Annotated in this window: 5 protein-coding genes; 3 read left to right on the top strand and 2 right to left on the bottom strand. The window is 71.9% G+C overall.

Annotated features, from left to right (window positions below; all coding sequences use genetic code 11):
* Positions 1-89 precede the first annotated feature (89 nt).
* From ACLQ2S_RS19465 to ACLQ2S_RS19455, 3 genes are read left to right on the top strand one after another with little or no spacing between them, the layout of a single operon-like run.
* The gene (locus ACLQ2S_RS19465; protein WP_309222625.1) at positions 90-1,058 is read left to right on the top strand and encodes an ABC transporter ATP-binding protein; all 969 of its coding nucleotides are present in this window, start codon (positions 90-92) and stop codon (positions 1,056-1,058) included.
* The gene (locus ACLQ2S_RS19460; RefSeq protein ID WP_425702255.1) at positions 1,055-2,584 is read left to right on the top strand and encodes a hypothetical protein; all 1,530 of its coding nucleotides are present in this window, start codon (positions 1,055-1,057) and stop codon (positions 2,582-2,584) included. The genes ACLQ2S_RS19465 and ACLQ2S_RS19460 overlap by 4 nt, the downstream gene beginning before the upstream one ends.
* 53 nt (positions 2,585-2,637) lie before the next feature.
* A complete protein-coding gene (locus tag ACLQ2S_RS19455) occupies positions 2,638-3,405 on the top strand; it encodes a thioesterase II family protein (RefSeq protein ID WP_425702254.1) in 768 nt (255 codons plus the stop codon).
* Here ACLQ2S_RS19455 and ACLQ2S_RS19450 read toward each other — a convergent pair.
* Both ACLQ2S_RS19450 and ACLQ2S_RS19445 read right to left on the bottom strand, forming a co-directional pair.
* Positions 3,386-5,743, bottom strand: a complete 2,358-nt coding sequence (locus ACLQ2S_RS19450; protein WP_425702253.1) for a beta-ketoacyl synthase N-terminal-like domain-containing protein — start codon at positions 5,741-5,743, stop codon at positions 3,386-3,388. The two genes, ACLQ2S_RS19455 and ACLQ2S_RS19450, sit on opposite strands and share 20 nt — an antisense overlap.
* Positions 5,736-14,192 carry an SDR family NAD(P)-dependent oxidoreductase gene (locus tag ACLQ2S_RS19445; RefSeq protein ID WP_425702252.1) on the bottom strand — a complete coding sequence of 2,819 codons (8,457 nt, stop codon included), beginning with the start codon at positions 14,190-14,192 and terminating at the stop codon, positions 5,736-5,738. Before ACLQ2S_RS19445 ends, ACLQ2S_RS19450 begins: the two co-directional genes overlap by 8 nt.
* Positions 14,193-14,291 lie beyond the last annotated feature (99 nt).

Genomic DNA, 14,291 nt, shown 5'->3' with positions numbered 1-14,291 from the left:
CAACCGCTGCGAATGCTCGCTCTTCGGCACCACGATTCAGCTTGGAGTCTGCCGAATGGCGCACTCCCAGATCCGGTTAGGACGTACGCGTGCAGCACGACACCTCAGGCAAGGCGAGGAGTGAATCACCCCTCGCCATCGAGGCCACCGACCTTCGAAAGTCCTTTGGCGCGACGCGCGCGCTCGACGGATTCTCACTGCGAGTAGCCCCCGGCGAAGTACACGGATTCCTCGGTCCGAACGGTGCGGGTAAGTCGACCACAATCAGGGCGCTGCTCGGTCAACTGAAGTTGAGCAGCGGCGAATGCCGGATCTTCGGTCACGATTGTTGGCAGGAGTCCGTCGCCGTGCACCGGCGGGTCGCCTATGTCCCCGGCGACGTCGCATTGTGGGACGGGCTCTCCGGCGGCGAGTGCATCGACGTCCTCATGCGCCTCCAGGGCGGCGGGGATCGCCGTCGTCGGGACGAGCTCATCGACCGCTTCGACCTGGATGTGCGGAAGCGCACCCGGTCGTACTCGAAGGGCAACCGACAGAAGGTCGCGCTGATCGCCGCGTTCTCGAAGGACGCCGACCTTTACCTGCTCGACGAGCCAACCTCCGGCCTCGACCCGCTGATGGAGGAGGCCTTCCAGCAGACGGTGCGCGAGATCAAGATGACTGGCAAGGCGATCCTGCTGTCCAGCCACATCCTCTCCCAGGTGGAGGCCCTCTGCGACCGGCTGACCATCATCCGGCGCGGGCAGACGGTGGCCTCTGACACGTTGGAGCGGCTTCGCGGCCGTACGACGCTGCAGGTCCTCGCCACCACCGAGCGCTCCCCCGAGGCGATGTTGCGCGCCGAGAACGTGCTCCAACTGGTCACGGAGCACGTCGACGGGCGGACCAAGTCAACCTTCCAGGTGCCGCCGGCCGCGCTCAACGACGTCATGCCGATCCTCGTCAGCGCCGGGTTGACCGGTCTGACCGTCGCACCGCCCAGCCTCGACGAGGTCTTCCTGTCCAACTACCGCGAGGGCGTCAAGCCCGAGCCCGAGCCGGCGGCGAGCGCGCGGTGAAGGGTCTCGCGCGCACCACGTGGGTGCTGCTTCGCACGATGTGGCTGTGGTTGGTCGTGCCGGCGGTCGTCATCGCCGGTCTCGTCTGGTCGGCTGCGGCCTCCATCCAGGACATGTACCCGGACGAGGCACATCGCCTGGCGTACGCCGAGACGGTGACCGACTCGGTCGCCGTCCGGGTGTTCCAGGGGCGCGGCTACGACCTCACCACCATCGGGGGCATCTTCGCCCAGGAGACAGCGGTCGTGGTGCTGTTCCTGGTCCCCCTGCTCGGGGTCTACGTGGGGGTCCGCTTCACCCGCTGGCTGGAGGACAAGAACTACCTCGACATCATCACCGCCGGCACGATCAGCCGGCTGGCGCCCACCGTCGCCGGTCTCTGCTGCGGGGCCATCACCTGCCTGCTCGCCTCGGTTCTCTCGTTCGCCGCGCTGGCGGCCACCGGGTACGACGCGTCGGGTGCCGCGCTGTGGGCGTTGGCGCTGCTGCTGTTCTTCCTGTGGGCGGTCTCCCTCGGCGCGCTCTCCGGTCAACTCTTCCGCAACAGCGCCGAGGCCACTTTCGCCGCCGTCGCCGTGGTGATCGGCTTCTACCTGCTCCGCAGCGCCGTCGACGTCAGGTCCTGGGACGCGGTCTGGTCGTCGCCGTTGTCCTGGCTCGCGGAGACCAAACCGTTCGCCGAGACTCCCCCGGCCTGGCCCTACCTCCTCTTCGGGGTGGCCATCGTGGCGCAGGCGCTCCTGGGCATCTTCTTCGCCACCAAACGTGACCTCGGGGGCGGGATGTTCGCCGCCTCCGCCGGCCCCCGCGAGGCCGGTGCCACGCTCGTCGGCTCTCGGACGCTGCTCCTGCGCCTGGTCCGGGGCACCACGCTGGCCGTGCTCCTCGCGGGCGGCGCGGTGGCCTTCACCTTCGGCTACTTCGCCAAGGACATGGCCACCGAAGGGCTGACCGCTCGGATCGTGCTGCTGGTGCAGCTCAACGCCATCGTCGCGGCTGCCGCCGGGGTGCTGGTCAGCATGGCCTTCGCGCGGGAGGAACTGTCCGGACGGACCGGGCGGGTGCTCGCCGGGCTGCCGACCCGCACCCGGTGGCAGGCCAACGGCATCGTCATCGCCTTCGCGGCCGTGGTCATCACGCAGCTGGCTCTCGCCTCCCTGTCCGGCCTCGGCCTGAGTCTGAGCCTCGACGACTGGGGCAGGTTCGGTGAGGCGCTCCGGAGCAACGCCCAGCAGCTACCTGCGGCGCTGCTCATCGTGGCGCTCGCGCTCGCCCTCGGCTCTCTGGACGCGCGGCTCCCCGCGCTGGCCTGGACCCTGGTCGCATGGGCCGCGGTGGTGGCGCTGCGGGCGGACATGCTGCAACTCAGCGAAGGGGTCCGGCACATCTCGCCGGTGGAGTGGACCGGCAAGGTCCCGGTCGAGTCCTGGTCGGCCACGTCGTCGGCCGGGATGGCGGCCGTGATCGTGGTGCTCATGGGCATCGCGCTCGTCGTGTTCCAGCGCCGAGACCTCGCCAAGGGCTGAGCGTGGACACCCGATCAGACACCACCCGACCCACGTCGCCGTGGTTGGTCACCATGACGCCCGTACCCGAGGATCCCCGGGCGACCCTCGTCGTCTGCCCGCACGCGGGCGGCTCGGCCGCCGCCTACCTGAAGCTCGTACGGGCCTGCCCGCCCTGGCTGGCGACGATGGTCGTCCAGTACCCGGGGCGGGCACACCGGATCCAGGAGCCCTTCTCCCGGTCCATCGGCGAGCTGGCGGCGAAGACCGCCGAGGCGATCCTGACCTGTGTCGACGGGCCGGTCGCGTTGCTCGGTCACAGCATGGGCTCGCTCGTCGCCCTGGAGACGGCCCGCATCCTGGCCTCGGAGGAGCGAGAACCGGTGGCGCTCTACGTGTCGGGCCGGGGTGATCCGGCGACGCGGGCCAGGGGCGACAAGCACCTGCTGAACGACACCCAGCTGATCGAGCATATCTGCGACCTCGGTGGCACCGACCGCCGGATCTTCGACGACGCGGCGTTGCGCGCGCTCGCGCTACAGGTGATCCGGGCGGACTACCGCGCCCTGTCCACCTACCAGTACCACCGGGGCCGGCTGCTGCACTGCCCGGTGACCGCGCTCAACGGCCTGTCGGACACGTCGGTGTCGGTGACCTCGTCCACCTCGTGGGCCGAGGTCACCCACGGCGCGTTCGCACAACGCGTGTTCCCGGGTGACCACTTCTTCATCCTGGAACACGTCGAGGCGATCGCGGAGCTGGTGTCGTCCGGTCTGCTGGCCCAGCTCCAGCAGACCGCGACCACCGACCGTGCCGCCCCGGTCACCGGAACGGCACGGTGACCTCACGATCGAAGCCGTGCGTCGGAACACCGACGACATGTCCGACGCCCCGCAGCGCCGTACGCCAGTCGACCGACGCACCCAGCTCGTAACACCAGCCCAACGTCCGCCACCACCATTCGCCGGGGCCTCCGGCCGCCTCCCCCACCGTCCACAGGGCGCGACCGCGCTCCTGACACGTCCTGCGGAAGGGGTCGTCGGCGGCCGGATCGGCTCCGATCGCGAGCCACCCGGTGGTGTCCAGGTCGTCAGCCGCGTCGAAGCAGCCCGGCCACCGTGCGGGCTCGCGGGTGGCGCTCTGCCACTGCGCGCTACCGGGGACCTCCTGCCACGGCCACAGCCGCCCGAGCGAGGCGGGCGCCCAGGGGATCTCGGGGGTCCGCGCCGCGACGCCTGCGGGCGGCACAGCGCCGGAAACCAACTGGACCACACCGGCCAGGTCGATGGCACCCGCGACGTACGCCGCCACGATCTCACCGACCCCGACGCCGGTGACCACGGTCGGCACGACACCCACCGCGAGCAGGGCCCGGGCGACCACACACTGCCGGATCACCGGTTCGCTCGCGCCATCGGCGGCGGCGCGGCACTGCTCGTCGAGCGCTGCGAGAAGCGGCACGCTCCGCAGCGTCTCCGCCCACCCGGTGTCGGGTATCAGGGACTCGCCCAGGTGCAACGCGATCCCTGCGGACGGCACCGGCGGGTGGGCCGGTGCCGTCCGCAGGGCTTCGGCAGCCGCCAACGGATCAGACGCGACGACTGCCGTTCGCCAACCCCAGTGGGTACGGCCGCAGTTCCACGACCGTGCCACGTCAGGCCACGACCTGGTCGGATCCTCGGCCAGGAACGTGCGCATGGCTGCGACGGCCCGTTGGAGATCCCGCTCGTCGCGACCGGAGAGCGCGAGCACGCAGCTCCCGCTCGGCCCGGCCTCGGCGCGAGGTGGGATCGGATCCGCCGCAGCGACGACGATGTGACAGTTGGTACCGGTGAAGCCGAACGCGCTGGCTCCCGCGATCCGGCGTTCCGTTCCGGAAAGCCAGTCCCGGGCGGCCGTCACCAGTTCGACTCCGGCCTGAGCCGGTGGCAACCCGGGGTTCGGCCGTTCCAGCCCGAGGGTGGCGGGGATCCGCCCGTGCTCCATCGAAAGGAGCAGCTTGAGCAGGGCCGCCATGCCGCCGGCCGCCTGGAGGTGTCCCACGTGCCCCTTGCAGCTGCCGAGGAACAGCGGCCTGTCCCGGTCGGCGGTGAGGCCCGCCAGCGCCTCCACCTCCATGATGTCCCCGTACGGGGTGCCGGAGGCGTGAGCTTCGACGTAGTCGAGGTCGGCGGCGGAGACGTCGGCAGCCTCCAACGCCGCGGCCACCGTCTGACGCTGGGCGTCCACCGACGGCGTCGTCAGCGAGGCGGTGCGGCCGTTGTGGTTGACCGCCGAGCCGAGGATCAAGCCCCGGACGCGCCGCTCGTCGCGCTCGGCGTCCGCCCTGCGCTGCAACACGACGAAACCGCAGCCCTCCCCGATGACCGGGCCGTCCGCCCGCTCGTCGAAGGGCCTGGACTCGCTGCTGCGGGAGACCATCCCCGGCTGGGAGAAGGCGATGCTGGTGGACGGGGAGACCAGCGCGTTCACTCCGCCCACCAACGCCAGGTCGCACTCCCCGTCCCGCAGGCTGCGGCAGGCGAGGTGCAGTGCCACCAGCGACGAGGAGCAGGCCGTGTCGACCGAGAGCGACGGCCCGGCCAGCCCCAACGTGTAGCTGATCCGCCCCGCCACGGCACCGTGGGCGGTGCCGATACTCGAATGGGCGGTAATCCCGGCCACGTCCCGGAACCGCGACAGGGCGAAGTCGTACGTGCACACCGCGGTGAACACGCCGGTCCTGGTGCCGGCCAGGGCGGTCGGGTCGATGCCCGCGTCTTCCAGCGCCAACCAGGCCTGCTCCAGCGCGAGCCGCTGTTGCGGGTCCATGTCGGACGCCTCGTCCGCGCCGATGCCGAAGAAGCCGTGGTCGAACCGCTCCAGGTCGGTCACGAGACCGAGCCGGCGGGCCATGGTCCGGCCCGGTTTGCCCGGCTGATCGGCGTAGTACCGATCGACGGACCACCGCTCCTCCGGGATGTCGACGATCCCGCTGTCCGAGGAGGACAGCAGCCGCCAGTACGCCTCCGGCCCGTCAGCGCCGGGGAACCGACACGCCAGTCCCGTCACGGCGATCGGCGCCCGCGCCGCCTGTTGGGCCTGCTGCGCCTGTGCCAGGCGTTGCTTCAGGTCCGTGATCGTCCGTAGGGCACGCCGCAGGGTGTCGGCGGTGCCGGATCCCGCTGCCGTTTCAGCCATCCGAGTTCTCCAGGTCGTGCAGGGTGGACCGCAGGAGGTTCTCCAGCTCGTCTTCCGACAGGTCGGCGAGGTCGTCGTCCGGCCCGGTCTGCGGTTCTGGTTCCGTCTCCACCCGCGCCGGCTGCTGGCTCCCCAGGTCGACGCCCATGGCGGCGGCCAACTGCTCGGCGAGCGCGTCGACGTTCGGGTATCGCCACACCACCGTGCTGGGCAGCGACACACCGGTCAGGCGTTGCAGTCGCTTGCGCAGTTCCAGGGACATCAGCGAGTCGAATCCCATCTCGGAGAACGGTCGGCTCGACGCCACCGCCTCCGGTGAACTGCGCAACACGGCGGCGACCTCGTTGCGGCAGGCTTCGACGACGGCGGCCCGACGGGCACGCCCCGGGGGCAGGCTCAGCAGTTCGTCGGCGAGCCCCGAGACGGCCGAGTCCAAATCCGCGCCGCCGAATCCGGCTCCCGCGTGCCCGGACAACAGCCCCGGCAGGTCGTCGGCCGACATCTGGGCGATGGCGGCGGCGTCGATCGGAAGCACGACGACCTCGGCCGGTACGTCCGTCACGGTGTCGAACACCGCGCGCCCCAGATCGGCGTCGATGGGCTTGAGCCCCAGCCTGGCCAGCGCCACGTCGCTACCCTGACGCGATGCGAGGCCGATCTCACCCCACGGTCCCCACACCAGGTTGACCACCGGGACTCCCCGGCGGCGCGCACCGCGACCCCAGGCGTCGACGAACGCGTTGGCGGCGGCGTAGTTGAGCTGGCCGGGTGAACCGAGGACGCCCGCCGCCGACGAGTAGGTGACGAAGAAGTCCAAGTCGGCGTCTTCGCACGCACGGGCCAGGTTGACCACGCCCCGGGCCTTCGCCGTCCAGACGCGACGTAGCGAGGCGGCGTCCTGCTCGTCCAGCGCGGCGTCGGCCAGCACGCCTGCGGCGTGGACGACGCCCCGGACGGGCAGCCCACCCGCACCGGCCCGGGCCACGACGGCAGCCAACGCGTCCGCGTCACCGACGTCGGCGCTGGCCACCACGATGTCTGCGCCGGTGGTGCGGGTGATCTCGTCCAGACGCGTACGGGCCGCCTCGGCGGGCTCGCTGCGGGACAGGAGTACGAGCCGACCCGCGCCCCGCTCGGCCAGCGAACGGGCCGCCTCCAACCCCAGGTCGCCGAGTCCACCGGTGATCACATAGCTGGCGTCGCGCCGCACCGGCGCGGCCCCGGGGGCGACGATCACGTCCTCGACGCCGTCCGGCACCAGGACGATCTTGCCGATGTGCTTGGCCCTGGCCATGGTGGTGAACGCCTCTGTCGCCTGCGCCATCGGGAAGACGTTCGTCCGCACCGGCGTCAGCTCACCGGCGCCCAACGCCCGGGCGACGGCATCCAACACCGGCGTGATCGCCGCCGGCCGCCGGTTGAACAACGCCTCCAGGTCCACCGCCATGAAGCTGCGGTTGCGGGCGAGCACCGACAGGCCCATCGAGGAGTCGTCGTAGATGTCGCGCTTGCCGATCTCGACGAACCGCCCGTTCTCCGCCAGCAGGGCCAGGCTGGCCCGCAGCGCCTCTCCGGCCAACGAGTTGAGCACCACGTCGACGCCCTTGCCCTGGGTGTCCGCACGCACCTGGTCGGCGAAGTCGAGACTCCGCGAGTCGTAGACGTGGGCGGCTCCCAGCGAGGCCAGCAGTTCCCGCTTCTCGGCGGTGCCGGCCGTGGCCAGGATCGTCGCCCCGCAGCGACGAGCGATCTGCATCGCCGCGAGGCCGACTCCACCGGCAGCGGAGTGGATCAGCACCGTCTCGCCCGGCGCGAGCCGGGCCATGTGCTCCAGGGCGTAGGCGGCGGTGAGGAAGGCGATCGGCACCCCGGCAGCCTCGGTGAGGTCGACCTGTGCGTCGAGCCGCGCGACCAGTGCCTCCGGTGCCACGACCCGGCCGGAGAAGCTGGAGGCGGCCACCGCCATCACCGGATCGCCCACCCGGACCCGGGTCACTCCCTCGCCGACGGCCGCGACGACACCCGAGCATTCGGCGCCCAACGGCACCCGACCGGGTTCCACGCCGGGGCAGGACCCCAGCGCCTTGAGCACGTCGTTGAAGTTCAGCCCTGCGGCCCGTACGTCGATCAGAACCTCCCCGGCTGCCGGAGTTGCGACGCCGAAGGCGAACGGCGCCAGGCTGGCGAGGTCACCGGGCTCCTTGGCCAGCAGCCGGAAATCGCGTTCCCGGCCAGTCTGGAGCGTGCGCAGCGGCCACCCGGCCGGGTCCTCCGGGTCGAATCGGCGCAGGCGGGGCACCCACCACCGGTCCTTGCGCCACGCCGCCTCGGTGCCCGAGGGGAAGGTGTCCAGGTTCGGCCCGGCCGCCCCGTCCGGTCCGTCGGGCAGGTCGACCAGTCGTACGCCCAGTTCCGGCGCCTCCACCACGAGCGTCCGGGCGGCTCCCCACAGGGCTGCCGGCCCGCTGTCTGACCGTGCCTGCCCGCGTACCTCCTGGGCGCCCGCCGTGAGCACGACCAGGCTCGCCGCCGCCGACGGCCCCGTCGACCGCATGGCCTGCGCCACCGTCACCAGCGATCCCACCAGGTCGAGGCCGTGCCGCGCGTCGTCGTCGGCCGGGTCGGCCAAGGCGAGGGCATGCACGACGCCGATCGCCGCCCCGTGCTGCTGCGACTCGGCGCGGAGGAACTCCGCCAGGCGCGCCCGGTCCAGATCCTGCGGTACGACGGTCGTGGACCGGTCCGCGAGGAGGGACGCCACCCGGGCGTCGACCGTCTCGCCCGCCGACACGACCACCCAGTGACCAGGGGCGCTCGGCTGCCCGGCTGCCTGGTCGGTGGCCTCCTCCCAGGTCACCTGGTGCAGCGGCAGGCCCTCGTCGTGGCGGCCGGGCGAGGAGAGTTCGAGACCCTCCAGCCGGGCCACCAGCCGACCGGTCTGGTCGCGTACCTCGATCCGGTAACCGTCGGTCGGGGAACCGACGCACACCACGTCGAGATCGCCCTCGCTCACGGGTACGCAGGAGAAACCGCCCACCCGGACGGGCACTCGCGGTCCGGTCTGGACGGTGTCGACCAGGCCGGCGGCGGCGAGTTGGAGACAGGCGTCCAGTTCGGCCGGGTGCGGTCCGGAGCGCCAGCCCTCCTCGTGCGCCACGGTCCCACCGCTCGCACCGTCGGCGGCCCAGGCGGACCGGATGCCACGGAAGGCGTCCCCGTAGTCGATGCCCACGGCGGCGAAGGTCGCGTACAGCCTTGGCGGGGCGACCGTGCGTCGGTCTTGCGCCACCTCGACGGGCGGCGTCTCCAGGCTGACCGCATCCGCGACCCGGGACCGCGCCGCCGGTGTCCAGACCGCCGCGTCCGGCCGCCGCCAGAGCAGTTCCGCCTCGGCCGGTTTGCCGGACCGGTCGCGCAGCACGATCCGCACCTGCGTGGCGGGCTCGTCGGCCTGGCCGATCGGGACCATCGAGGCCAGTTCGACCTCTTCGAGCTGGATGTCGTCCCGGCTCAGGGCCGTCCGGGCCGTCGCGAGCAGGGCGTCGAGGATCGCGGTCGCCGGCAGCACCGCCGCCCCCGCCACCTGGTGATCGGCCAGCCAGGGCAGCCGGTCCACGGCCACCTCGCCGACGCCCAGCCACAGACCTGGTTCAGCGCCGGCCTCCACCACCGTGTGCACGATCGGGTGCCCGCCGGACGGCACGTGGGCCGCCCGCGACGCCACCACGCCGAGGTGACGATCGTGGTTCCACGGATAGACCGGGAGGTCGACCATGCGTCGGCCGGTGTACACGGCGTCCCAGTCGATGTCGGCGCCGCTGCAGAACGCCTCACCGACGGCCCGCCACAACGCGGGCAGGGCGGGCGAGTCCCGCCGGACCGTCTCGATGACCGCCGCGTCCACCTGGTCGTCGTCGATGCGGTCCTGGATCGCCCGGGTGAGCGCCGGGTGCATGGCGATCTCGGTGAACCGCTGCCACCCCTGCTCCAGGGCGGCGCGGATCGCCGAGTCGAACAGCACCGGCTGGCGGAGGTTGTCGAGCCAGTAGTCGGTGCCCAGCCGGTCGCCGTCCACCACGCGACCGAGAACGGTCGAGAGCATCGGGATGCGGGTCGGGCCGCTGGACACCTCCCCCATGCCGGTACGGAAGGCGGGCAGGACGGTGTCCATCATCGGGCAGTGGGAGGCGAAGGTGACCTGCGCCAGGGAGCGGGAGAACAGCCCGTCCTCCTCGGCTGCGGCGAGCCAGGCCGCCACGGCCTCCTCGCTGCCGGACAGGATGGTGGAGCCGGGCCCGTTCTCGGCCGAGATCCAGAGGTCGGATCTCCGCATGCCCTCCAGACGCTTCCTGGTCTCCTCGGCGTCGAGCGCGACCATCGCCATGGCGCCCGGGACGGCGGACGACTCGATCGCCTCCCCACGGGCCGCGGCGATCCGCAGACCCACTTCGAGATCCAGGGCACCGGCGACGCAGGCGGCGGAGATCTCGCCCACGCTGTGCCCGACCACCAATCCGATCTGCACACCGTGCTCGACCAGCCAGGAGGCGAGCGCCACCTGGGTGGCCACCAGGGCGGGTTGGGCGAGACGGGGGCTACGCGCCAGCTGCCCGCCGTCCGGCATGGAGATGTCCTCCAGGAGGGACCAGTCGAGGTGCTGCCGGCACCAGGCGTCGGCCCGGTGGAGCGTCTCTTCGAAAGCGCCGCCGCTGTCGAGCAGGTCCGCCGCGAGCGGCCACCACCGGCTGCCCTGCCCGGGGAAGACGGCGACGGTGGACGTCGGGCCTCCGGTGCTGGCCCGACGCGTCGACACACCCTCCGCGTCCTGCCCCCGGGACCACGTCCTGAGCATCGCCGCCAGCGTGGGGACCGATCCGGCCGAGCCCACCGCCCGGTACGGGTGGGCGGTACGCCTGCGTGCCGCAGCCCCGCAGATCGCCCGCGCCTGCGCGGCCGTGCTCGACGTCAGGATCGACGCGTACCGGCCCGCGAGGCGGCGCAGCGATTCGTCGTCCCTGGCGGACAGTGGCAGCAGCAGCGGGCCGCCCGCCTGGGTCAGATCCTGGTCCGCCTGCACCGGCGGCGTCGCCAGGACCGCGTGCGCGTTCGTCCCACCGAAGCCGAACGAGCTGACCCCCGCCACGTGCCGGGGGCCGGATCCGGGCCACTTCCGCGCCTCCGTGACGACGTCGACGCGCAGGCCCTCGAAGTCGATGTGCTGGTTCGGCTCGTCGAAGTGCAGGCTCGCCGGGATGCTGCCCCGGTGCAGGGCCAGGGCGGCCTTGATGAACCCGGCCACTCCCGCAGCCGCCTCCAGGTGCCCGATGTTGCTCTTGACCGACCCGACGAGCAGCGGGTTGTCCGCAGACCGCCCGGTCGTCAGGACCTCGGCCAGAGCAGACACCTCGATCGGGTCGCCGAGCAAGGTGCCCGTGCCGTGCGCCTCGACGAGTTCGACCGTGTCCGGGGCGACACCTGCGGCGGCGTACGCGTCACGCAGCACCGCCTTCTGGGAGGCGCTGCTGGGGGCCATCAGCCCGTTGGTGCGGCCGTCCTGGTTCACCGCCGACCCGAGCACCGTGGCGTAGATCCGGTCCCCGTCGGCGATCGCCCGGGACAGTGGCTTGAGCACGACCACGCCGCACCCCTCGCTGCGGACGTAGCCGTCGGCAGCGGCCGAGAAGGTCTTGCACCGTCCGTCGGCGGCCATGGCCCCGGCGCGGCTGAAGTTGACCGCCAGTTCCGGCCCGAGGATGACGTTGACCCCGCCGGCCACCGCCATCGACGACGTACCGGAGGCCAGGCTCTCGCACGCCTGGTGCAGCGCCACCAGCGACGACGAGCAGGCGGTGTCCAACGTCATGCTCGGCCCGCGCAGGTCGAGCAGGTAGGAGAGCCGGTTGGCGATGATGCTGGCGGCGTTCCCCGTTCCGGTGAAGGCGGTGATCGACGCCAGGTCGCGGGTGGCGAGCTTGGCGTGGTCGCTGGTCGCCGCTCCGACGAACACACCGGTACGCGAACCGGCCAGGTCGTCCGTCCGGATCCCCGCGTCCTCCAGCGCCTCCCAGGCGACCTCGAGGAACATCCGCTGTTGCGGGTCCATCTCGGCCGCCTCTCGCGGCGAGATCCCGAAGAAGTCGGCGTCGAAGTCGGCGACCCCGTCGACGAAACCACCCCATCGGGTACGCATGGAGCCAGGCGTCGCCCCGGTCGGGTCGTAGAGTTCGTCGACGTCCCACCGGTCGGCCGGCACCTCGGTGATCGCGTCACGGGCGGCGGTCAGCAGGTCCCAGAACCCGTCGAGGTCGGGCGCGCCCGGGAAACGGCAGGCCATGCCGACGACGGCGATGGGTTCGCCCGCGCTGCCCGACGGCCGGTTGACCTGTTCGGCGCTCGACGCGGACGACGTGCCGCAGTAGTGGCCGACGACCGCCTCGATGGTCGGGTACTCCCACAGCAGGGTGGCCGGCACCTCGGTGCCGACCCGGGTCTCCAGGCTCCCGGCCAACCCGACCAGGTCACTCGAACCCAGCCCGAGTTCGGCCAGCGGCGCACCGACGTCGACCTGACCGACCGACACCTTGGCGGCGGCGGCCACCTGCTCGCGCAGCCAGGTGGTCAGCTCGCGCGGATCCGGCCGCCGGTCCGCGACCGCCGACGCCGGGGTGCCGGTGGCAGCCGTCGCCGGGGCTCCGGCGGGCGTACGGTCGGCGGTCGCCGTCGCCGGGGTGTCGGTGGAGGTCTGCGCACCGCCCCTCGACCAGGTGTGGACCGCCGCGAGTTCACCGCGCAGGTAGGCGCTGGCGATCGCCCGGCGTCGGGTCTTCCCACTCGACGTCTTGAGGATGCCGCCGCGACGCACCAGCGCGATCTCGTCGACCGCCAGATCGTGCTCCCGCGACACGACCCGGCGGATCGCAGCGACGATCTCCGCCGCCTGCTCCGGCTCGGGTGCCTTCAGTACCTCGTTGACCACGAGCAGGCGACCGCTGTCGTCCTCGACGATCTGGCAGACAGCCACCCCGGGCCGAAGCGCCGGGTGGGCACCGGCCAGCGAGCTCTCGATGTCGTGGGCGTGGACGTTACGCCCGTTGACGATGACGAGGTCCTTGATGCGTCCGGTGACGTACAACTCGCCGTCGAGGACGAACCCGAGGTCACCGGTGCGGAACCAGGCACGCTCGTCGCCGTCGATCCGGCTGACGAAATCCTCCTCGGGGCGACCCCAGTAGCCTCGGGCCACGCACGGCCCGTGCAGCCAGATCTCTCCGACCTGCCCGTCCGGGCACCGGTGGGCGGTGTCGGGGTCGACGATGGCGAGATCGCCGCCCGCACCGACCAGACCGGAGCTGACGAAATCGCGGCCCTCCTCGCTCGGCCTGACCTGTCCCTCCTCGACGCTGGACGGGTCGAAGCGGTTGACCACCGGGTCCTCAAGGCGCCGCGAGGCGGTGGCCATCAGGGTGTTCTCCGCCAGCCCGTAGCAGGGGAAGAACGTCGAGGAGCGGAAGCCGGTCGGGGCGAAGTAGGAGGTGAAGCGCTCCATCGTGGCGGCCTTCACCGGCTCGGCACCGTTGAACGCCACGTCCCAGCTCGACAGGTCGAGCTGCTCCAGGTCTGCCGGTGTGACCTTCGACAGGCACAGCTCGTAGGCGAAGTTGGGTCCGCCGCTGATGGACGCCCGCATGTCACTGACCGCCCTGAGCCAGCGTACGGGCCGCTTGAGGAAGGACATCGGGTCCATCACGGTCACCGGGAACCTGCCGAAGGCCGGCTCCAACAGTCCACCGATGAGCCCCATGTCGTGGAACGGCGGCAGCCACGTCACCATGTGCCGGCCTTCCACCTCGGGCGGGAAGAAGGTGCGATCGATGCAGGCCAGGTTGGCCAGCAGGTTCCCGTGCGTCACCATGACGCCCTTGGGCTGCCCGGTCGAGCCGGAGGTGTACTGGAGGAACGCGATGTCGTCCCCGTCCAGGTCGGGTTCCCGCCAGTCGTCGGGGTCGGCCGTCACCTCTTGGAGGCCGATCCGGGGCAGGGTGGCGAGCACCGAATCGAGCGCCGTGTACATGGCGTCCTGCTCCGGGCTGGTCTGGGGTACGAGCAGCGCCGCCGCCTGGCAGTCGGCGGCGATGCCGTGCAGCTTCGACAGGGACCGCGCGGAGTTACCACCCTCGATCGGGTACGCCGGGACCGCCACCACCCCGGCGTAGAGGCAGCCGATGAAGGCGGTCAGGTAGTCGGGGCCCGACGGGCAGGCGAGGATGACCCGGTCCCCGGGTCGGAACCTGGCGAGCAGGGCGACAGCCAGCGCGCGAGCGCGCCGATCCAGCTCCCGATCGAGCAGGGCGTTCGGCTGGCCTTCGCCGTCGTCGAGGAAACGGTACGTCGACGAATCCTCCCGGGCGGTGAGGCTGTCGCGGAACATGTGCGCCATGCTGCGGGGCATCGGGGGACTCCTGTCAGTCGAGGGGTGGGCGGCGAGCGAGGCCGCGGTTACGAGATCCGGGCGGGTACCGGTTCGCCCGCCGGCCGGTCGGACGCCGGG

This window comes from Micromonospora sp. DT48 (assembly GCF_049844495.1).
Taxonomy (GTDB): domain Bacteria; phylum Actinomycetota; class Actinomycetes; order Mycobacteriales; family Micromonosporaceae; genus Micromonospora.
The sequence above is the reverse complement of the archived record's forward strand: the minus strand, read 5'-3'. Positions and strand labels throughout refer to the sequence as shown.